17 protein-coding genes, 1 tRNA gene and 2 pseudogenes are annotated in these 21017 nt (G+C 62.8%); 4 read left to right on the forward strand and 16 right to left on the reverse strand.

Annotated elements, in window-relative coordinates; genetic code table 11:
- Positions 1 to 7 precede the first annotated feature (7 nt).
- Both pgsA and ACZ899_RS02420 read left to right on the forward strand, forming a co-directional pair.
- Positions 8 to 568, forward strand: a complete 561-nt coding sequence (gene pgsA, locus ACZ899_RS02415; protein WP_028692524.1) for a CDP-diacylglycerol--glycerol-3-phosphate 3-phosphatidyltransferase — start codon at positions 8 to 10, stop codon at positions 566 to 568.
- Positions 569 to 632: 64 nt separating this feature from the next.
- A tRNA-Gly gene (locus ACZ899_RS02420) sits at positions 633 to 708 on the forward strand.
- Between the two features lie 224 nt (positions 709 to 932).
- Here ACZ899_RS02420 and ACZ899_RS02425 read toward each other — a convergent pair.
- The 16 genes and pseudogenes from ACZ899_RS02425 to tssB all read right to left on the reverse strand — a co-directional run bounded on the left by ACZ899_RS02425 (position 933) and on the right by tssB (position 18594).
- Positions 933 to 1190 carry a PAAR domain-containing protein gene (locus ACZ899_RS02425; protein WP_234562605.1) on the reverse strand — a complete coding sequence of 86 codons (258 nt, stop codon included), beginning with the start codon at positions 1188 to 1190 and terminating at the stop codon, positions 933 to 935.
- Entirely contained in the window at positions 1187 to 1837 is a 651-nt protein-coding gene (locus tag ACZ899_RS02430; protein ID WP_234562604.1) for a DUF6708 domain-containing protein, read from the reverse strand. The genes ACZ899_RS02425 and ACZ899_RS02430 overlap by 4 nt, the downstream gene beginning before the upstream one ends.
- A 259-nt stretch (positions 1838 to 2096) precedes the next feature.
- Positions 2097 to 2903, reverse strand: a pseudogene (locus ACZ899_RS02435) (DUF6708 domain-containing protein).
- Positions 2904 to 2905: 2 nt separating this feature from the next.
- Positions 2906 to 6064, reverse strand: a complete 3159-nt coding sequence (locus ACZ899_RS02440) for a T6SS effector BTH_I2691 family protein (RefSeq protein WP_485627256.1) — start codon at positions 6062 to 6064, stop codon at positions 2906 to 2908.
- Positions 6061 to 6999, reverse strand: a complete 939-nt coding sequence (locus ACZ899_RS02445; protein WP_186735970.1) for a DUF4123 domain-containing protein — start codon at positions 6997 to 6999, stop codon at positions 6061 to 6063. Before ACZ899_RS02445 ends, ACZ899_RS02440 begins: the two co-directional genes overlap by 4 nt.
- Entirely contained in the window at positions 6996 to 9110 is a 2115-nt protein-coding gene (locus ACZ899_RS02450; protein WP_485627258.1) for a type VI secretion system Vgr family protein, read from the reverse strand. Before ACZ899_RS02450 ends, ACZ899_RS02445 begins: the two co-directional genes overlap by 4 nt.
- Positions 9111 to 9184: 74 nt before the next feature.
- A complete protein-coding gene (locus tag ACZ899_RS02455) occupies positions 9185 to 9700 on the reverse strand; it encodes an Hcp family type VI secretion system effector (protein WP_234562959.1) in 516 nt (171 codons plus the stop codon).
- Positions 9701 to 9821: 121 nt separating this feature from the next.
- Positions 9822 to 10613 (reverse strand): type IVB secretion system protein IcmH/DotU, encoded by a 792-nt coding sequence (gene icmH / locus ACZ899_RS02460; RefSeq protein ID WP_234562958.1) that lies wholly within the window; start codon positions 10611 to 10613, stop codon positions 9822 to 9824.
- A 46-nt stretch (positions 10614 to 10659) separates the two neighbouring features.
- On the reverse strand, positions 10660 to 11994 hold the full coding sequence (tssK, locus tag ACZ899_RS02465; protein WP_234562957.1) for a type VI secretion system baseplate subunit TssK: 1335 nt from the start codon (positions 11992 to 11994) through the stop codon (positions 10660 to 10662).
- Positions 11995 to 12040: 46 nt separating this feature from the next.
- On the reverse strand, positions 12041 to 12829 hold the full coding sequence (tssJ, locus tag ACZ899_RS02470; protein WP_234562956.1) for a type VI secretion system lipoprotein TssJ: 789 nt from the start codon (positions 12827 to 12829) through the stop codon (positions 12041 to 12043).
- On the reverse strand, positions 12826 to 13407 hold the full coding sequence (locus ACZ899_RS02475; RefSeq protein ID WP_234562955.1) for an FHA domain-containing protein: 582 nt from the start codon (positions 13405 to 13407) through the stop codon (positions 12826 to 12828). The genes tssJ and ACZ899_RS02475 overlap by 4 nt, the downstream gene beginning before the upstream one ends.
- Positions 13404 to 14420: a type VI secretion system baseplate subunit TssG gene (gene tssG, locus ACZ899_RS02480; protein ID WP_234562954.1), complete on the reverse strand. Its 1017-nt coding sequence runs from the start codon at positions 14418 to 14420 to the stop codon at positions 13404 to 13406. The genes ACZ899_RS02475 and tssG overlap by 4 nt, the downstream gene beginning before the upstream one ends.
- A complete protein-coding gene (tssF, locus tag ACZ899_RS02485; protein ID WP_234562953.1) occupies positions 14384 to 16150 on the reverse strand; it encodes a type VI secretion system baseplate subunit TssF in 1767 nt (588 codons plus the stop codon). The genes tssG and tssF overlap by 37 nt, the downstream gene beginning before the upstream one ends.
- 3 nt (positions 16151 to 16153) lie before the next feature.
- Positions 16154 to 16552: a type VI secretion system baseplate subunit TssE gene (gene tssE / locus ACZ899_RS02490; RefSeq protein WP_186715062.1), complete on the reverse strand. Its 399-nt coding sequence runs from the start codon at positions 16550 to 16552 to the stop codon at positions 16154 to 16156.
- Positions 16549 to 18040 (reverse strand): annotated as a pseudogene (tssC, locus tag ACZ899_RS02495) (type VI secretion system contractile sheath large subunit). The gene tssE and the pseudogene tssC overlap by 4 nt, the downstream one beginning before the upstream one ends.
- 50 nt (positions 18041 to 18090) lie before the next feature.
- Positions 18091 to 18594 (reverse strand): type VI secretion system contractile sheath small subunit, encoded by a 504-nt coding sequence (gene tssB / locus ACZ899_RS02500; RefSeq protein ID WP_203652115.1) that lies wholly within the window; start codon positions 18592 to 18594, stop codon positions 18091 to 18093.
- 357 nt (positions 18595 to 18951) lie between these two features.
- Here tssB and vasI point away from each other — a divergent pair, with 357 nt between their 5' ends.
- The gene (vasI, locus tag ACZ899_RS02505) at positions 18952 to 19572 is read left to right on the forward strand and encodes a type VI secretion system-associated protein VasI (RefSeq protein ID WP_234562951.1); all 621 of its coding nucleotides are present in this window, start codon (positions 18952 to 18954) and stop codon (positions 19570 to 19572) included.
- Entirely contained in the window at positions 19560 to 21017 is a 1458-nt protein-coding gene (tssA, locus tag ACZ899_RS02510; protein ID WP_234562950.1) for a type VI secretion system protein TssA, read from the forward strand. The genes vasI and tssA overlap by 13 nt, the downstream gene beginning before the upstream one ends.

The raw sequence follows: 21017 nt of genomic DNA on the forward strand, positions 1-21017 counted from the left end.
CGTACCGATGAATATTCCAAACCTGCTCACCGTTCTACGCGTCCTGCTCATCCCGATCTTCATCCTGCTGTTCTATGTGCCCTATCACTGGAGCTACATGGCCGCCAGCACGGTGTTCGCCATCGCCGCCGCCACCGACTGGCTCGACGGCTACCTGGCGCGTCGGTTGCAGCAGAGCACCCCGTTCGGCGCCTTCCTCGACCCTGTGGCCGACAAGCTGATGGTCGCCGTGGCCCTGGTCCTGCTGGTGCAGGTGCACGCCAACTTCTGGCTGACGCTGCCGGCGGCAGTGATCATCGGCCGCGAGATCGTCGTCTCGGCGCTGCGCGAGTGGATGGCCGAACTCGGCGCCCGCGCCCACGTGGCGGTGTCGAACCTGGGCAAGTGGAAGACCGCCGCGCAGATGCTGGCGCTGGTGATCCTGCTGGCCAACCCGCCGCTGCTGACCTTCTGGGTGGTGCTGGGCTATGGGCTGCTGCTGGTGGCGGCGGGCCTGACCCTGATCTCGATGGTGCACTACCTGCTGGCCGCCTGGCCGCACCTGCGCGAAGGTTCGGAGCAGAAGTAAAAGTTTTTTTGAATCAAGGGGTTGACGCCGTTCTGGAAATCGCTAGAATGGCACCCATCACGACGCGGGAATAGCTCAGTTGGTAGAGCACGACCTTGCCAAGGTCGGGGTCGCGAGTTCGAGTCTCGTTTCCCGCTCCAAATTCGATCCACAGTGCGTCGCTGGGATCACAAAGAAGAGGCCGAAAGGCCTCTTTTTTTGTGCCTGGGATTTGGTGGTTGCAGGTTCATTTCAGTATTTGGGCCGGCCACAGTGGGCATCTGATTGTGGCCGGGTTATCTGTTCTCGCTGGCAGTCTCCCTCTTCACACGCAGGGTGCAAGCGTTGCGACCGTCATGATGATGCTCGGCGACTCTAGCTAGCCCTATTCGATCAGCCAGGCGGGTTCACCTTCTATCAGTGTCCCGCCATGGCTTGTCTTGTCTCCCTGGCGCGCCGCAGGGCTGCCCTCAATGAGCGTATGCGCTGCACCGGTCTCGATGACCGCACCGCAGCTGAGTTCATCCCCTATGCGTGCGATTGCACGACCATTCACTGCGGCACTGCCCGCGCCACTGATGACAGTGCCTTCCCCGTGGAGAGGGCAAAGGTGGCGATGGCCGACGAGGACGACAGGCTTCATGGCGACTCTACCTGGGCAAGTGGAGCGGTTTGTGGGGCCGTTCGTGATTCGTAGTCTATTGCTTCTGGCCACTTGACCTTTGGTGCCAGACGCATGGCGAATTGGCACCAGAGGAGATCGTTGTGATCTCTATTGAGCGGGGCGGGAGGGACAGCGGAGAGGCCATGTTGCATGTAAGTGCAGATATAGGTCCAAACTGACTCATCACCAACCAGGTTGGTCAAAGGGAACCGGTCGATGACGTTGTTGGTGCCTGGTTCCACGATGGACAGCATGATCCCCGTTTTTACGAGGTGTGAGCCTTGGTGAGTTACGGCTTGTTTTCTCCAACGCTCTGCGCGGACATCTTTCCAGTCGTAGCTGACGGTTTTTATTGGCCATGGAATGAAAGGATTCCACCAGCAGTATGTGAAATTGTAAGCATAGATTTTTTGGCGTGCACGGTTGAAACGTATGGGTTCATCGCGCGGGGTGAGGCGGATCATGCGTAGGAATGATGCTGTCTGGCAGGTTGCTAATAATAGGATGGCCAGCTTTAGTAAGATGAGGTTGTGCTGGTTATGTATTGCGCTATTAATTATTAGGCCGGCGGCCAGCATGAGAAATGGGCTGTTGATCAATGCGCACGCGAGCAGTAGTTCACGCATGATGATCGAGCTTCGGGATGTCTCCAGATAGGTGTCGTCTTGATGGTTTGTACTCAAGAGTTCGGAACAGAGCTCTATGTTGGGAGGGTCATTTGGGAGATTGAAGTCTTCCTTCCAGCCTGGGCATGGAGGCGCTAGGGTAGGCCTATTCTTCATGGTTGTCTCGTCGTGTTCAGTTGTTCTTTTTTCGCAGGGCTGACTAGATCTGCGGTATTACCCTTGTCGGGCCAGTAACTGAAGGTCTGATCAAAAGCATGCGTCATGACAACGTTACCTTTACAGGTGGAACGGACTGTGGGCTGGTTCGCGACTCGTGATCGATCACCTCAGGCCACTTGACCTCTGGCGCTAGGTGCTTGGCGAACTGATACCAGAGAAGAAGGTTGTGATCTTCATTATGTGGGGCAGGTAAAACAGCATCAAAACCATGTAGCATATAAGTGCAGATGTAGGCCCAGATGGACTCTTCCCCATACGTATTACTCAAAGGGAACCGGTCGATGACCTTGTTGGTACCCGGTTCGACGATGGACAACATGATCCCTGTCTTCACGAGGTGCGAGCCTTGGTGGGTGACAGCCTGTTTTCTCCAGCGTTCGGCGCGTACATCCTTCCAGTCGTAGCTGACGATTCTTATTGGCCATGGAATGAAAGGGTTCTTTCACCAACAGAACGTAAAGTTGTAAGCGTAGATTTTTTGACGGGCACGGTTGAAACGTATTGGCTCATCACGTGGTGTGGAGCGGACAAGGCGATAAAAAGATGCTGCTTGCCAGCTCACAATGGCAAGAACTACCAGTTCAATAAGTAGGCGCCCGAGATCGCTATGCTGGATGCTGTCTATTATTGGCTCTATGGATATTGCTATTAATGTGATGCTAGGCGGTAAGCATAGGAATAGTAGTCCTCCAGTGCGGACTGAGTTGCGAGGTATTTCCAAGTAGATGTCGTCTTGATGATTTGAGCTTAGCAGTATGGGAGAAGGGTCGACTTTAGTCGGGTTGTTTGGGGGGGTGAAGTCCTCTTTCCAGCCTGAACATGGACGGATCAGGGTAGGTCGTTTCATTTTTATCCCCTTGTGTCCAGTTTGTCTTGTTTTTTTACTAGTCTCGCTAGGTTTGTGGTGTCGCTCTTGTCGGGCCAATAGCTGACTGTTAACTCAAAGGCGTCGATAGTTTTGAAATCTGCGGTTGGTGTGCTTCCTTTTATTCTTAGGGTCTTTCCGTGGCGAAAACAATCCTCTGGGCTGCCAGTGTTTTCATATAACTCGGTTTTTTCCTTGTCGCTGTCTCCTGAGTATACGGTCGGTACAGTGTTTCTACCCGGTGAATAAATTACCAGCGTCCATTCGTATTTTGCCTGTCCGTGAACAAAGTTAGGAATGGTGATTGTGTAGTTCAGGCGTGTTTCGAGTGGAACCGAGAAGCTGTCCCTCAGCGTGACGAACGGCTCTATCGTTTTCGGAGGGTGTGTTTCTTTGAATGTTATATCTATTGAGGCGTGCGCAGTGATGCCCAATCGGGCAGCATTCAGAGCACCTATAGCGTTGTCGTTGTCTTCTGCTACCTGCCATTCACGATGTGACGCCGGCAGCCCCCACCTGGATTGGCGTGCCCAGATTTCCAGTGGGGACGATTCGTTTTTCTTGGCAGCCGTCGCAAACACATAGGCTGAGAGTGCAAATACTATCGCTATCCCTACAGGACCCAGTAATGCGGTGCCAAATAACAGCGTGCTTACTCCTGCTCCTGCTGAGAAAATCGCTGACAGCCCGGCCCAATAGTATAATTCTTTGGATGATTCATCTCCCTGGGAGGCTGTTCGCTGAGCCGCTAATACATAGTTAGCACTATCGGCAAATCCGGCCACGGCCGCGATTGCACCACCGTACCTCACAAGCTGCGTCCCCTGCATCAATGTCGAGCCCGCCGTCACGGCGACCCGGGCAGGCCGCAATATCTCGATCGCTTTCCCTGTCGCCTCAATACTCAACCCCAAAACCCCGATGGACGACGACCAGACCGCCGCCAACGCTTCGGCCTCCGCATTGCCCGGGATCGCGTTCAGCGCGTCATGATTCCTGCGCAGGCTGTCCTGCTGGAACCACAACCCACCCAGGCTCAACATCAAGTCCGCGCGGCCCGGCCCCAGGCCAGACAAGCCACTGCGCAGGTTGCCCATGGCTTCACGGGCCAGGGCGCGGGTCTGGTCCGCGCTCAGGCTGAGCAGGCGCAGGCTGTGGGCGGCCTGGTATTGCAGGCTGTCTGCCCCTATGCGCACGCTGCGCAAGGCCTCGCCAGCACCAGTACCCGCGCTGGCCTGCAGGTGCTGCAACCGGGCCTGCAGGTCCTCGGCGCTTTCCATGGTCCAGAGCACCAGTTCCACAACCTTGCCGTGCTTGCCGGACACTGCCGCGGTGATGGCGCCGCTGAGCAGCATGGCGTTGACCTTGTGCGCGGCGGGTTTACGAAAAGCTTGGTCCAGCTGGCCCCGCAGCGCATCGGTGCGCGCCTGCAGGCCCTCGTTGAGCAGCTTCAGGTATTCGCCCGCCCTGAGCGGCACGACGAGCTGCGTCATGTGCTGCCCGGCAAAACGCAGCAGCGCCGCGCTGTGCACGTAGCCGATCATCTGCCGGGCGCCGGCGGACAGGTGGCTGTGGAGGGTGTTGCCAGCATTGGCGGTGGCGGCGAGCAACTGGCCGATGGCGTCGCGCACCGGCTTGACCATCAGCTGCTGGCCCTCGTAGCTGGTGGTGAGGCCCTTGACCGTGTCGTAGACCTTGCTCAGGTCCTGGCTGGTCAAGGCCTCCAGCAGTTGCCGGAGCAGCCCTTGGTGCTTGGCGACCAGGGCCTGGTAAAGCAGGCTGTCGGGGTCTTCCAGTTCCTGTTGCCACAGCCGTTGGCTCGCGCCGAGCGCGGCGCCGTCCTGCGGCTGGGTTTCGCTGGGGCCGCCGTACAGACAGGTGCCCAGCATGCGCACGAAGTACTCCGTCGAGCGCCAGTCGATGGCGCTGTAGTCGTTGTAGGCGATGCGTTGAAACGCCGGGGCGGCGTAGAGCTCGGCATACAAGGTGGCCAGCTGGTCGATCAGCTGTTGGCGGTTGTGCAGTTCGGTCTCGTAAGCGCTGGCGAAGGCGCTGCGTTCGCCCTCGTCGTAGCGTTCCTCGAAGCGCTCCCGTGCTTCCTGCTGCTTGCGCTCGATCCTACGCGGTAATTGGGCCTCGACATCCACGGCGGGGAGGGGAGCCTTGGCGGCGAGCAGGGGGCTGCTGTTCCAGCGCTCGACCTCCCGTACTTCTCGCTCGACTTCGGCGGCAGCCTCGCCGGCGGCCAGCGTGGCGTTCAGCTCGCGAATGCCGAGCAGGGCCAGGGAGGTGAAATGCTCGAAGTGCCGTTGCGGCTCGGCGCGCCAGGCCTGCAGGGCCTGGACCCAGGCGAGGCGTTGCGCGTTGCACTCCTGGACCATGCCGACGGGGTCTGGCACCGTCAGCGCGAGCACGCCGTCGGCGAGCTCTTCGCGTTGTATCAGGGCAGCGATGTACGTGCGCGTGGCCGCCAGGCGCTCAAGGCGAGGGTAGAAGCCATGGACGCTGGTGAAGGGGCCGGTGCTGGGCACGGCGTATTCCAGGACCTCGTCGAGTTGCAGGCGGTCTGCGCGCATGGCCCGGCCCACACTGGCGGGCGCTTCGCGGGCCGCTTTCAGGTCGAGTGCGAGGAAGCGGCTGGTGAGCTCGGGGTCGTTGTTCGCGATGGCGTGCTTGTACTGGTCCAGCACGGGCTTGGGCCAGGGGTCGTTGGCGAAGGCGATCCAGGCGGTCGAGTACAGCAGGGTGTTGATGTTGATGAACGACGCGATGACATCGTGATGTTCTTGCCGGCAGGCCGTGGACAAGGGTTTGCCGGCTTGCGGGGGTGGCTGGAAGGCCGGGAACTGGCGCAGTGCCCCTTCGGGGGTGACCTGGTAGGCGTGCCAGACCTGTTGGTCGAGCAGCACGTAGACATAGCCCTGGCGCAGGATGCGCAACTGTTCGTTGTGCATGGGGATGCCGGCGACCCCGTTGTAGTTGGGCAGGTTGCGCGTGCTCAGAGTCTTGGGGCTGGGGGCGTAGGCGGTACGCAGCAGGAGGATGGGCAGGCCGATACGCTGGCAGGCGGAACAGCGGGGCTTGGGGACGGGGATGGCTTGGCGTTGTGCGTCCAGGATGGATTGACTGAGGCTGAGGGTCATGGATAGCTCCGAGACTGGGGCAGCGCGGCGACGACTTTGGACCAGTCGTAGTCGCTGTAGGTGGCGAAGCGCGAGACCAGGCGGCACTCGCCCGCTACGGCTTGGTTGAAGTCGTGCTGGATGGTGGGGTGTTCGAGCAGGCGTGGATGGATCATGATCTGGTGCAGGACCAGGCATGAAGCGTCATCGAGGTCCACAAGCCCACGCGCCCAGGCCGCGACGATCAGTTGGTACACATGGAAGGGCGCCTGGGGCGGAAGGCTCGAGGGGCCCTTCCACGCCAAGGGCGAGTAGCTCGGGGGCGATTGGTTCAGCAAACGCCAGGCACCCAGCAGGCACCTGACTTGAGGGGCCATGTACTGCAGTTCGCGGACGGCGTGCGGTATGACCAGATCCCTGGCGAACGCACGGCCTTGCACGCAGGCGAAGGTGCCGCAGGCGGTTGGGTACAACCATGCGCTCAAGGGCCATAGCACATCGCTGATATCGAGCATCGTGGCGTGCAGCAACTCCAGGCGCAAAGGCTCGAACCAGGGAGCCGTTGCCGGACCGGCCACCGGGGGCATGGTCAAGCAACGGGCCGCGAGGTGCCGGGCGATGACCGGCAATGGCTGTTCGCTCAATAGCCAACCGCAGACATGGCGTCTGTCGAAGTCCACTTCTGACAGGGCATGGACGGCAGTGAGCTGAAGCAGTGTGTCAGCGGGCTGGCCGGGCGCCGCCAGCTCGACCAGGGTCGGACACTCCGCTGTCAGGTGCGCCAGGTCGTCGCGCATCACACATTCGACTGCCTCTACTCCCAGTTGCCGGGTCAGCGCTGCAATGCTCAAGGGATGTTCGGGACCGCAGTTGGCAAGCGGGTCGAGCAGCAGGTAGAGGAAATCGTCGGGTTTACGCGCCTGTGCCACCAGGTCGAGCAGATATTCAGGTTTCATCGCTGGTGCTCCACGCATTCTTCAAGCCCCTGCAACACCTGGCTGGTGATCGACAGTTCGTTGCCGCTACCGCTGGCGTTCTGGCTCAGCGGCGCTTTCAGGATCAGCGCCACGCCATCGAGCGTGATCCCGTCGCCGTCGATGCGCAGCGTGCCGCCTGGCGCTTTGAGGGTGATGCTCTGCGAGGCATGGATTTCGTAGCTCCGGGTGTGCTGCCGAATGGCCTGGCCGGCCTTCAGTTCAAGGTGGCCCTCGATGGTCTGCTGCATATGGCCACCCACGCTGACGCTGTGGTTGGCTGCCGTGCTGTCAAAGCGATGATTGCCCACCCGCACCGTGCGGTCCTGGGCAATCGTGATGGTTTGGCTATGGCCGATGTCCAGCAGCGCGTCATGGCCAATCGTCACCTGGTCGTCGTTGCCGATGGTTTCGCGACGGTTGTTGGCGACGTCGAGCACTTCGTCATGGCCAACCTCCTCACGTCGATCATTGCCAACCTGCGTGGTCTCATCATGCTTGACCACATTGTTCTGATCCCGCTGCGCATGGATGAACACCTCTTCCTGTCCCAGTTCATCCTCGAAGCGCAGCTCGTTGAAGCCTTGCCCCTTGTGGGTCTTGCTCTTGATGGTCATGCGCGTGCGGTGCTTGGGCAGTTCGTAGGGCGGCCGCTGGTTGCCGCAGTAGGTGCGTCCGGTGATCATCGGTTGGTCGGGATCGGCGTTGACGTACTGGATGACCACGTCCTGGCCGATCCGCGGGATGGCCATGGCGCCCCAGCCGCCGCCGGCCCAGCCCTGGGACACCCGCACCCAGCAGGAGCTGTACTCGTTGTCGCGGCTCTCGCGGTCCCAGGGGAAGCTGACCTTGACCCGCCCCCACTCGTCGCAAAAGATCTCCTCGCCCTCGGGGCCGACCACCGTGGCCATGTGCGGCCCGTCGATGCGCGGCTTGGGCGGCGCCTCGGGGCGCCACTCGATGCGCCCGGGCACCAGCAGGGCCTTTTGCATGTAGCGCGTGCCTTGTTCGGCGCCGGCGGCTTCCTCCTGCAGGCTGGTGAACTGCGCGCCCTCGTGGCGCACGCTGGCCACCCGCCAATGGATGTTGAGGTCTGCGCGGGGGTGTTCGACCAGGTCGAAGCTCAGGCCCGGCTGCAGGCGCACGTCGTCGCCCTCGACCTCGGCGATGCGCGCGTCGTGGCGCAGGGCGGTGAGGCGGGTGCGGGTGAAGGGGATGCCGACTTCGTCACGCTTGTAGCGGCCGGGGTAGTCGAAGCGCTCGTAGTCGTCGGCCTGGTGCTGCAGGTCGCTGGCGTTGAACTCCTGCTGCAGGTGGTAGGCCGGGTGGGTGAAGGAGTAGTCGCGTTGCACCTGGCGGGCCGTGCGCACCTGTTCGCGGTAGTGCAGGCGGCGCAGGCAGGGGCGGGCCTGGTCGCCGCCGCTGTTGGCGTGGTAGAGCACGGCCAGCGGGTCGGGGTAGTCGTCGTCGATGAAGCCTTCGTCGTCGTCATCGTCTTCGATCTTGACCAGGCTGGAGCTGATCATGCCCAGGGTCAGCACGCGGTCGCTGATGAGCAGGCGGTGGCCCTTGGCGCTGTGGACGAAGCGGTAGATGAAGCCTTCCTCGGCGGCCAGGCGGGTGATGAAGGCGAGGTCGGTTTCGCCGGCCTGGACGCAGAACTCGCGGGGCGCGTGGGGGAAGCTGTGGCCCAGTTCGAAGTCGGTGATGCGCTGGGCCTTGAACAGGGTTTCGAGGATCTGCGGCACGCTTTGTTGCTGGAAGATGCGCCAGTTCGAACGCAGCCCGGCGCGGGCCAGCTTGGGCTCGATCACGGCCTGGTAGCGGGTGCGGCAGTTGCCGGTGTCGCCCTGGCTGAAGGCGCTGATCAGGCCGTGTACATGGCGCATCGGTCGCTGGCCGCGCAGGATGGTGAACAGCGCGGGCTTGTCGAGCAGGTGGGCGAAATCGACGTTGTCTTCGTAGCTGACCAGTTCGAGCACCAGCCTGAACGGGGTGCTGAGGGCTTCGTCGAGGGTGAAGGAGACCACTTCGAACGGGTCCTGGCTGGCCAGGGGCTCGAAGCGGTAGCTCAGGTCGGATTGATTAGGCATGGAAAGTCCCTGTCCGCCTTCTGACGGTGGCTGAAGCCCGGGCAGGCGTGCCTGCCCGGAACCCTGCGGTCGGGTCAGACGACGGGCGCGCGCCAGTCGTCGGAGCCCGCGGTGCCCGCGACGGTGTGATCCCAGGTGATCTTGCGGTAGGCCAGGGACACCTCGATCAACTGCGTGAAGTCGGCGTTCTTCTTGTCCTGGGCATGGGGCATGACGGTGTTGATATCGACGATGGTGGCGTCGGTGAGCTCGGTGGTGAAGAAGTGCTCCTGCTTGCCCTCCACCGAGGTGCGGTACCAGTTGACCGTGACCTTGGGCAGCATTTCACCGGACGCCAGGGCGTTGTACATCAGCGGGGTCGCCTTGTTCAGCGCACTGGTGAAGATGAACGGCTTGTGTACCCGCTGTCCGGTCGGCTGGCCGCTTTGCGGGTCGGTGGGCACGGTCACCTTGTGCTTGATTTCCTGCACCAGGATCTCGTCTTCATGGCCTTCGACAAACACGTTGCCGACGGAGTCGGAGGTGAAGGCGCCTGCGGTGAGCAGGCCTTGGGTCTTGCCTTCGATCTTGATGTAAGCGGGTGTTGGCATGGCAGATATCTCCTGCATCCATGTGGGTAAGCACGCACACGGGAAGTGGCGTGGCCATCGGGCTCGATGGGCTTGTCAACGGGGCGCAGGCCCCGAAAATCCATTGCTTCGGGCGCGCCGTTCACGGCTGCAGCAGGGTGTTCAGCGCCTCGATCGCCTCGCGGGTGAGCAGGTCCAGGCGGTAGCGGTAGTAGCCGTACAGCCCGGCCAGGGCGATCGCCGAAACCACCAGCGGGCTCCACCAGGGCCATTCGCGGCGCAGGCGCACGTCTCGCGGGGCAACGTTGGCCAGCGGGTCGCCGAACAGGTCCGGGGGCGGGCCGCGCAGTTCGAGGATGATTTCGCGCAGCTTGAGAATGAGGGCCTGCAGCGCCTCGTCGCCCTTGGGGTCGATGCCGTACTTGCCGCGCAGGCCCAGGCACAGGCAGAGGTAGATGAACTCCAGGACGTCCTGGTAGCGCTTGGGCTCCTGCATCATGCGCGACAGCACGGTGAAGATCTTCTCGCCACCCCAGGTCTCGTGGTGGAAGACGCTGAGCAGGGGCTTCTGGCTCCACAGTGAGCTCTTGCCCCATGGCGTGGACATCACGGCCTCGTCGATATACAGGCACAGCGCGTAGGAGTGGGCCTGCAGCTGGGCCGGCTCGTAGTCGTACCGGCGCATCTCCTCGACGATGGCGTTGACCTGGTTGTAGACGGCGTTGTAGAGGAACGGGATATCCCGGTGGCTTTCCTGCTTGCGCAGACGCATCACCAGGCCGAACAGGGGCATCGCCGCATCGATCATCTGGTTGCTGAAGGCTCCACGGAGCTGGAAGTCCGGGTCGGGTACGTAGTCCGGGTGGTCCATCGCGCTGGCGGGGGCCGGTATGGGTTGCTGTGCCTGGCTCCTATCGGCGAGCTCGGTTCGCATGTTGTCGCCTGATACAAGGTGTCGGTTGTTCGCAGCTTCGGTCATTTCATTCGCTCCGTATCGCCCAGAACTGCAACTGGAGCCCCGGGAACTCCCCCGCGACATGCAGGCCAAAGCCGTTGCTGTCCTTCATTGCGGCCCAGTTCGGGCTGCGCCGGTCGAGTTCGAAGTAGCTGAAGCCGGCATGGAACGGCAGCTCCCGCGGTGCCACGGGCATCGGTCGCAGCGCAATGCCGGGCAGTTGCAGTGGCACCAGGTCAGCCAGTGCCTCGAGGGAGGTGATCTTGGTTTTCTGCAGGAACGACTGCTGGAACGTCTCGGCGGGCAGGTCGGCGTGCACCGCGAGGATGAAGGTTGCCTCGTCGATCAGGCGGCGATCGTCCAGGGTCACGGTCAGCACGCCGAATGGCTGCGCCACCAATGGCAGGGAAACGGCCCGCGGTTGCCGGACGATGCTCAGGGTACGGCGCAGTGCATCCTCCAGCGGCTTGAACGACTGGCGCAGGGCGTTGTGCCGGTAGGCTGGCGGCTCCGGCGGCAGGCGCTCGTCGTCGGTGAAGGTCAGCAGCTCGCCGCACGCCTGGCTCAGGCTCAGGTAGAGCTGTTCAGGGTGGGTATGGGGCTGACGGGCCAGGTGCTGGAAGCACGGCCACCAACGGTTCATGGCTTGCAGCAGATTGAAGTCGCGGATGTCGGCCACCCCCGACTGGCCGGGCGAGCCGATACGCGTCGCGAGGTTGCGCGCTCGCTCGCGCAAGGTGTTGCTGACTTCGTCGAGAAACCGCTTGAGTGCCGGGGCCGCCTGAATCGAGACACAGGTGGGGTAGAAATCGTCGTCCAGCAGCAGGCTGCCGTCGGGCCGGCGCTCGAGGATCCAGGCAAGGGGCAGCCGGGAGTAGGCGCTGTTGTCCTCGGTCTCGCGCATGAGTTGAAGGTTGGGGACCGCCTGGTCCACCTGCACCAGGTCGCCGTCGGCGCTGTGGGTGTCCTTGATCTCCAGGGGCTGGGCGCCGTAGCGGTAGTTGCCGCCGCTCTCGGGCCAGCTGACTTCGCGTCCCCCTTCGGTGCGCAATGGCAGGCACAGGAACACCTCGTTGCGTTGCGTGCCGTCGTCGGTGATTTCCAGGGCGGGCGGCGGCAGGTCGCCGGGAATGTCGAATACCGTGCCGTCCGGCATGATGCCGCGGGCCCGGGTGATGGCCACCTTGCCAAGGCTCAGGTACTCCTGGTTCAGCTGCAGTTCGCTGAAGCCGTAGAACGCCGCATTCAGGCTGCTGACGCGCTGCTGGACCGCGGCGTCGCTGGCCCTGGCCTGTTGCTGGAAATGCTGTGGCTTGACGAACATGCCTTCGGGCCAGAGGACTGGGTTGCGTGAGCTCATGGGCGCTCCAAATAAAGGGGGAGGGTGGAGACCTGCAGGCGGGGCATCAGCTTTCCTCCTGCAGCAGGATCTGCGTGCCATCGAGGGTCACGGCGAGCACGACCTGGCGGCCGCGTGGCGCGATGCGTATCACCTGCCGCCAGTCGGCGTTGGTGATGTCGTTGAACTTGGCGATCACGGCGATGAAGCGCGTGTCGGCGGCAATGGGCTCGAAGCGCACGAACTTGAATTGCCCCGGTGCCAGCAGGTAGTCGTCGTCGCGGATGTAGGTGCTGCGCAGGGCCTTGGCGAGGTCCTGGTCGAGTTGCGCATACAGGCTGTTGCGCAGCAGCGAGTCGTCACGCAGTTGCAGGATCTTGATCGCGACGGGGGTGGCGATCGAAGGCGTCGCTTTCTGGCTGGGGGCGGCCACGTCGAACCGGACGTCCTTGGCGTCATAGCTGCCTGGGCCTTCATGCTCCGTGGGTGAATGGGCCGGTGCCTGTTCGTCGTTCGGCTCTACGGGGGACATGGCTGGAAACAGCGCTTGAAGATGCGCCAGCAGATCGGCGACCTGCTCAGTCAACGCCAGCGGATCGCTTGCACGGAGGCTGACCGCATAAGGTGTGGGCTCCAGCGCCTCACCGGGTACCTTCGCATCGAGGCTGTGGGGGTTGGTGTTGATGGTTGGGCTGGCGTGCAGGCTGAAGGCGACCTCGGTGGGCTGGTCCGACAGCGCGCCCACTGGGATGGAAGGGTCCATCACCACCTGGCCGATCTTGCCGAGGGCCGTGCAGCCTGTGGCCGACCCGAGGGCAAGCAGAAGCGTGGCTACCCTCAGTGGATGAGACGTCATGGCTTCCCTCCAACGATGAGTCGCTGCAGGGCGCTTGCCCCAGGCTGGGCCGGTTGCTGCGGTGCAGTCAGTGCGGCCAGAGGATCCGGGGCCTGCAGTCGATCGAACAGCGTGCAGATATCGACCGGGAGACTCGCTGTACGGGGCGCGGGATGCCAGGGGCTGGCCAACGAGCTGTCCAGCAGCGCTTCGAGCGCCTGCCGGCCAGGCTTGAGCAGGTCATCCAGGTCGCCGCGGATAAAGCTTTGATTGCTTGGCCCGGCCTGATAGCGGGCGTGCAGTTGATAGGGGCCGACCTGCAGGCAGTCGCCTTCGCCCACGCGCACCGGCACGCCGGGGCCGGGAGGCAGCGGGCTGTCGTTGAGCAGGGTCTGGCCGCAGAGGTCGATGACGCAGAAGCTGCCTTCCAGCCAGCGGATCGCACAATGAGCGGGGTGAATCCGTCGCTGGCGATCCACCAGCAACCAGTCGGCTTTGCGGCTGCCGATGATGCCGCCATCGCGGTCGAACAGATGGCCCGCGACGACGCCGTGGTGCAGGCGATCGAGATTGTCGATGCTGAGGGCGAGTCTGGTCATGCGCGCCCCCGTATCCGCACGACCGGGGTGACTTCACCCTTGCGGTCTTCGATGAAGCTGGTCCAGCCCAGGTGCGCACCCTGCTCGCGGTGCAGGCGGAACGGTGGCAGTTCACGTGGCTTCAGGCGCAGCTCGAGGTCATAGGCCAGGCCGTCGCGGAGCAGGAAGTCGATCAGTGCACGCAGTCGCTCGAAGTCGACGCCGCCGGGCAGCAGGCTGCGCAGGCGTGCCAGGTCCAGGTCGCCGATCAGCAAGGTGAACTTGCTGCTGCGGGTTCGCGTGCGGTCGCCGAGCATGAAGCTCTCGCCCAGTTGCCCGTTGCAGCGTCCCAGGCGCACCACCTGGCGGTGTGCGATGGTCACCGTGCGGGTCTCGAACTCGCGAATTTGCACCGACGGCAGATCGAAGCAGTGGGCAATGATCCCGGCGACCACACCGGGTGCCCGGCTGCGGCTGGCAATGACGCCGACGAAACTCAGCAGACGGCTCCAGGGCAGCGGCGTGTCGCCACGCAGGCGTTCGTCGCCGAGGCCGATCAGGGCGAAGGCGTAGCGCGAGAAGTCATCGCTCGCCCCGGTCTGGAAACGCACGTAGTAGCGGTATTTGCGCCAGATGCGGTGCAGCAGGCTGAGCAGGCAGTGGTTGAAGAAATCGAACAGCGCGGGGCGCACGCCGATGCCCTGGGCGTATTCGTAGGCCAGTTCGTCGAGGTAGTAGCTGGGCAGGGGCGAGTCGGTGCCGTGCAGCCCCAGGAAGGTGGTGCGCACGCGATAGCGCGACGGCGCCTCGGCGATCCGCTCGGCGGCCAGCACATCGGCCACCGGAAAACTCAGCCGCGGGTCGCTGGCAAGGTGCACGCGCTGGCGTGTGGCGGTGTCTGGCCAGCGCGGCTCGAGGTTGTCACCGTGCAAGCCATGCAGCCGCTCCAGCAGTTGGAAAAAGCTGTGCCGGTGGGCCTCGGCGAGCAGCGTTTCGGCTAGATCAGCGGTTGTCTGCCGGTCAGCAGTGGCCATGTGTAGTGCTCGTTGTTGGTGGTATTGATCACTTCCAGCTGGTGGAAGGAGTTGGTGCTCGCGTAGAGGGCGAAGAAGTGGGACAGCACGCAGCCGAACAGGTACAGGTCGCCTTCGCAGAGGAAGGCCTGCTGGTCGAGCCGCAGGCGGGTACGCAGGCCGCGAATGGGCAGGCCCTTGATCAACCAGTCCAGTGGTTCGGTGTGCGCCTCGCCGATGCCGTCCAGACGTTTGCGCGTGGCCCTGGCCTGCTGGATGTCGTGCAGGGCGGCGAAATCGTAGGCGCCGATTACCGCCTTGAGCGGGGCGGCCGAGAGCAGCGACAGGTAGTTGAGCGAGAGGTTGGAGATGAGAGTCCACTGCAACTGGCCATCCAGCACCGGACGGTACGGGCGGGTCGGCAGGCAGATGTTGCGGTAGCGGATCAACGGCGCGGTGGCCTGGTTGATGACATCGATATCGCCCAGGCCCAGCGCCATCGGCAGGTCCCGATTGGTGCAGGTCAGCTCGATCGAGGCGGTTTCCATGTGACCGATGAACTGGCTTTCGTCGCCCCGCACGAAGGCGATCTGGTGATCCAGCCCGTCACCGAGCAGCGATTGCTCGACCCGGCAGCGGTAGTACAGCGCGGTGCGTCCCTGCACATGTTCGATCTCGTGGGCGAACGACTCGAAAGGCTGGAACACCCGCAGTTGCTCGCCAGGGCTGCCATCGGCGCTGGTGCGGGTGCTGATCACCCGGTCGACGCTGAAGATCTCGTGGCTGTCGCGGCGCAGGCCATGGGGTACCAGGCGATGCTGGTCAGCCGTTCCGGACAGGTCTATGGGCTCGGCTCCGTGCTCGAACAGATTGACGGCAGGGGCGCAGAACAGCCTGAAGTCATCGGGGCCGATCCGCGTCGAGCCGGGCAGTGGGCGCGCGAGGTGGAACTCGATGCGGATCGTGGAGCTGGCGTGCGCCGGCCAGATCCTGCCCAGGCCGGTCAGGTTGAAGAAGTGGAAGCGTTGCGGGAAGACCAGGTACTCCTGGAGGATCCGGTAGCCATCGAACACATTGCGCGGGTAGGGAAGCAACGCCTCGTCGGGGCTGAAGCCGGAGAAGCTCAGGTGGTTGGCCGGCAGGCGACGCACCTGGCCGTCGATGGTCACGCTGATGTGCTCGAGGTATTGCGCCAGCCACAGGTAAAGGGTCTGGGCGTTGCTGCGCTCGCCACCGAGGTGGAACTCCAGGCTGTCGCAGCCCAGGGTGTTCAGCGGGCGTTGCACCTGGGTCTCGAGCTGGAGGTGAATGACCGAGCTGTCGGGCGTCAGGGTCGCGCTCACCTCACCGAGCGTGAAGGGATAGAGCTTCACCTCGGTGCAGGTGCGGAACTCGCAATCCACGCCATCGACCGGCCGGGAAAACAGGCGTGAGCCTCTGGGAACGATCTGGGCCTGGCTGAGCGAAGCGTCCAGGGGCGAGAACTGAATGATCGTCGCGCTGGGCAGGGGGCGCAGGTAATTCGGCCAGAGCAGTTGCAGCATGCCATGGGTCAGTTCCGGCACCTCGTCCTCGAGTTTCAGGCGCAGCTTGGCGGTCAGGAAAGCGAGGCCTTCCAGCAGGCGCTCGACGCCGGGGTCGCCACTGTCCTTGCCCAGATAGCGGCTGAGCTGGGGATTGTCCCGCGCAAAGTCCTCCCCCAGTTCGCGCAGGTAGCGCAGTTCTTCGCCGAAGCGGTCCTTCAACGACATGGCCTACCTCACCTGGGTGTTGCGGTTGTGGCCGTTGACCAGCAGTTCGATCTGCAGCTGTTCGGCGTGGTTTTCCACCCGCACCTGGCAATCCAGGCGAAAGTGCAGTTCCAGCGGGTTGTCCGCGTCCGGCTGCCCCTGCAGGTTCAACACCTGGATCCTCGGCTCGTAGCGCCGGATCGTGCGCTGGATGTCCGAGCTCACCTGGCGCAGCAGGTCGCCGTTGCCCTGGTCATGGCCGTTGAAGTCGCGCAAGCCGAGGTCGGGGCAGCTCTGCGAGCAGCCCCGACGGGCGTTGAGCAGCGTCTCGAGGTGGCGTTTGATCCGCTCGACGGTGCGCCCGGTGCTTTCTCGGCGGCCAGCGGGAGCGTCGCTGGCCAGGCGGTCGAAGAGGCTGCTCATTGGGTGTCGAGCCGGCCGACCAGGGAGATCTCGAAGTTCGCCCCCATGTACTTGAAGTGCGGGCGCACCGCGAGCGAGACCTGGTACCAACCCGGATCGCCCGCGACATCGGTGACTTCGATCTGCGCGGCACGCAGGGGGCGACGACTGCGGATGTCGGCCGAGGGGTTCTCCTGGTCGGCGATGTACTGCTTGAGCCAGCGGCTGAGCTCGCCTTCGAGGTCGTTGCGCTCCTTCCAGCTGCCGATCTGCTCGCGTTGCAGCACCTTGATGTAGTGGGCGAGCCGGTTGACGATGAACAGGTAGGGCAACTGGGTGCCGAGCTTGTAGTTGGTCTGTGCCTGCAAGCCTTCGGATGTCTTGGGGAACTGCTTGGGTTTCTGCACCGAGTTGGCCGAGAAGAACGCGGCGTTGGTCGCTGTCCTTGCGCATGGTCAGGGCGATGAAGCCCTCTTCGGCCAGCTCGAACTCCTTGCGATCGGAGACCAGCACCTCGGTCGGGATCTTTGCCTGCAACTGTCCGAGGGCCTCGTACAGGTGCACCGGCAGGTCGTCGACGGCGCCACCGGATTGTGGGCCGATGATGTTCGGGCACCAGCGATAACGGGCAAAGCTGTCGTTGATGCAGCTGGCCATCAGGAAGGCGGCGTTGCCCCACAGGTAGTTCTGGTGTCGAGCGTCGATGTTTTCGTCGTAGCTGAAGCTGCTGATGGGGTGTTCCTGGCGGTCATAGACCGAGCGCAGCATGAAGCGCGGCAGCACCAGGCCGATATGGCGGGCATCTTCACTGTCGCGCAACGACCGCCACTTGGCGAAGCGTGGTCCTTCGAAGATGTCCTTGACCTCCTTGAGGTCGGGCAGGTCCTCGAAGCTGCTCAGGTTGAAAAACTCGGGAGCGGGGGCGGTGATGAAGGGGGCATGCGACATGGCGCCCACGGAGGCGACATAGCTCAGCAGCTTGATGTCAGGCGAGGACGGGCCGAAGTTGTAGTTGCCGATCATGGCCGCCACGGGTTCACCGCCAAACTGTCCGTAACCTGCGGTGTAGACATGTTTGTAAAGCCCGCTGCAAGTGATGTCCGCGGCATTGTCGAAGTCATCGAGCAAGTCGCTCTTGCTGACATGCAGGACTTCCAGCTTGATGTTCTCGCGAAAGTCGGTTCGGTCGACCAGAAGTTTCAGCCCGCGCCATGCGGACTCCAGCGCCTGGAACTCGGATTGATGAAGAATGGCATCCATTTGTTTGCCGAGAAGTCGGTCGACTTCGGCAATCATCTGGTCGACCCGGTGCTTGTTGACCAACTGGTCCGGGGTATCGTCCTTGAGCATTTCCGATATGAATGCAGCCACGCCTTGCCTGGCGATCTGGTATCCCTCCTGGCTGGGTACCAGCATGGTTTCGACCATGATCTGGTCGAGCAGTGTCGAGTTACCGATGGTTTCAGCCGTGGTATCGGCAGTGACTGTGGTGTTGTTGGTGGTGGACATCCGAGACGCTCCGTTGTCTATGTCATATGCCATCAGTCAGAAGTGCGTTTTCATTCCGCTGGCGGGGCTTCGAGTACCAGGTCCAGCTCCTGCGCGAGTTGCTTGCGTGCCTGCTGGTCCGTCAGCAGGTGCTGCAGGTGCCGGCGAAATGCCGGGACATTGCCCAGCGGGCCTTTCAGGGCGACCAGGGCCTCGCGCAGCGCCAGCAGCTTGTTCAGCTCCGGCACCTGGCGAGCGATCTGGTCGGGGCCGAAGTCGTTGATCGTCCTGAACTGCAGCTCGACCGCCAGCTCGGCGTCGGCGACAGGGTTGAGTGCCGAAGGGACCGAGAGGCTCAGCTTGACGTCGGCGTCCTTGAGCACGCTGTCGAAGCTGTGCTTGTCGATGCGCATGGGTTGGCGGTCCTCCAGGTTGCGGTTGTCGACCAGGCCGAAGTCACCCAGCACCAGCATCTTGTGCGGCAGTTCAACCTCGGCCTGTTGATCCCCCGTGGCGGGTACATACTTGATGTTGATGCGCTCTTTGGGCGCAACGGAACTTGAGTTTCTGGACATGATGTAAGTTTATTCCTGATGCTGAAGTTTGTGGGGTGTTGTGCTTGTGGGAAGTTTTTTAGAATTTTGTAGGAGGGGTCCTACATATTTGTTTTTATATACACGTTAATGTTTTGGTGCTGTAAATTGCCCTTAGACGATGCTGAAATGAAGTAATCAAAGTCGAGTCTAAAAATGTAAGAAAATATTTGATTGTTTGTGGTGGTGAGGTTGTTCTAGGCTTGCGTCAAGTCTGTTTTTTAGCGATGGCTAATTGTCTTTTTTCTATTGCTTTGCATGTTCCCAATAAGAAGTTGCATCGAGCCGTGAGGTCTAATTCTGGTGTGCAATCCATATAGTTGCGTGCTTGGTCTGGCATTGTTCGCGCTGCTGGAACCGACCTTTGCAGCCCCTGTGCGGGACTGCACGGGGATTGTTTCCAATGTCGAGCGCCTGGCGTGTTTCGATGAGGCGGCGGGAACGCCGGCGCGCGTACCGACGATCGGCAGGGGATGGTCGGCCCCGGAGCTCGATGCCCCGAGCGTGGCTCGGGTCATGGCCAACGAGGCCCGACGGGCGCCCGACAATCTGGCATTCATCCTGGGGGCCGAGGACGACAAGCGGACAGGGCGGCGGCAGGTGGTGATCTCCGCACCGGCTATCGCGACCTCCGAGCCGCGCCCCTATCTCGCCGTCAGCTGTGTACAGAACATCTCCAGGCTACAGTTGCTCACCGCCGAACCCGTCCAGGGCAATCGGGTGACCTTGCAACTGCGTACGGAGCATCGGTCGACCCGCTCGCTGGCCTGGCAGGTGCTGGAAAACGGCCAGGTGCTGGATGCCGGGCGCGGCTTGCCCGCCATCGAGCAGATCAAGGTACTGCAGGGTGCCCAGCGCATCCTTGTGGTCAGTGATCATCCGGCCCTCGATGGCTTGCGTTTCGATGCGCAGGGGTTGGACCCGTTGATTGACCAGGCGCGCACAGCATGTCGCTGGTAGCGCCGGTGTCGACCGAGGAGGTCGCCAGGTTGCTGGCGCCCGTCGACCCGCTCGCGCCAGCGGGTTATTTCGATATCGAGGACGAAACCTACCAGGCGATCGATCAGGAGATGGTCAAGCTGGGAGGGCTGCATGAAGCCGCCATCGATTGGCCCTACATCGAGGAAGCCTCCCGTCAGTACCTGGGCGGCCAGTGCAAGCACTTGCGTATCGTCGGGCACCTCAGTGTCGCCTGGCTGCGCACGGGATGCTGGGAGCGCTGGTGTTGCACGCTGGCGTTGCTGGCAGGCATGGTCGAGCACTATTGGGAAAGCGCCCATCCCAAGCCAGGCCCCAAGGGCTTCCTGGGCAAGCGCAAGCTGGTCGGGCTGCTGCTCGGGCGCCTGTCGGCGGCGCTGCCCGGCCTCGACCGCTTCAGTTACACCCCGGCCTGCAAGCAGGCCGCCCAGCAGGCATTGGCCTGCCTGCAACAGCAGGCACCCCTGGCGCAGCTCGATCCTGCCGCGCTGAGCGAGCTGGAGCGCGCGCTGCTCAAGCAGGCCGAGCAGGCGATGGGGACTGCGCAACCCAGTCGCAAGGAATCCTCGCCACCCCAGGCGCCCGTCGCACCACTGACCGATGTGTTTCGACCTGCCAGTACCACTCTCTCCCTGGGGAACGAACGTGAGACCCGTCGTGCGGTACTGGGCATGGCCGAGTTCATCAACCAGCAGGATATCTACGATCCGACGGGCTACCAGCTGAGGCGCTTCGGCCTGTGGGCGCATATCCAGACACTGCCCTCCACGCGTCAGGGGCTTCGCACCGAGTTGATGGCGGTGCCTGCCGACATTGTCGGCGGGTACGAGGACGCGCTGTCTGCTTCGGCGCTCGACCCGACCCTGTTGATGAAAGTCGAGCGAAGTGTCGCGGCCGCCCCTTACTGGATTCGCGGCAGCTATCTGGCGGCGGGCATCGCCACGCGCCTGGCAATGAACGAAGTCGCCGAGGCCATTCGCTGTGCCACTGCCAGGTTCGTACGGCGCCTGCCGGCGCTTGAGCAATTGTGCTTCAGCGACGGCACCGCGTTTGTCGATGACCAGTGCCTGGCCTGGCTCAGGGGCAGCCAGGCAACGCTGGCAGGGGATGGCGCCACCCAGGCGTTCATCGGCCTGCGCGAGGAGCTGGTCAGCCAGCTCGAGGTCGAGGGCGTGGAACCAGTGCTGCTGAAGCTGCAAGGGCTGCAAGCGGACTACCGATCACCACGCGAGCGTTGCCACAGCACGGTGATCGCCGCCGATCTGCTGGCCTCACGGGGCGTGTCCTGGCTCGCCCAGGAGCTGTGCGCGAATGTCGCCCGCACCATGCGTGGCATGACTGCCGAGGCGTGGGAGCCCGAGGTCTACCAGCAGCTGCAGCAGTTCGCCGCGACATCAGGATTGAACGATCAGAACAGGGAGTCTTGA

It is taken from the genome of Pseudomonas sp. TE31087 (assembly GCF_057284075.1).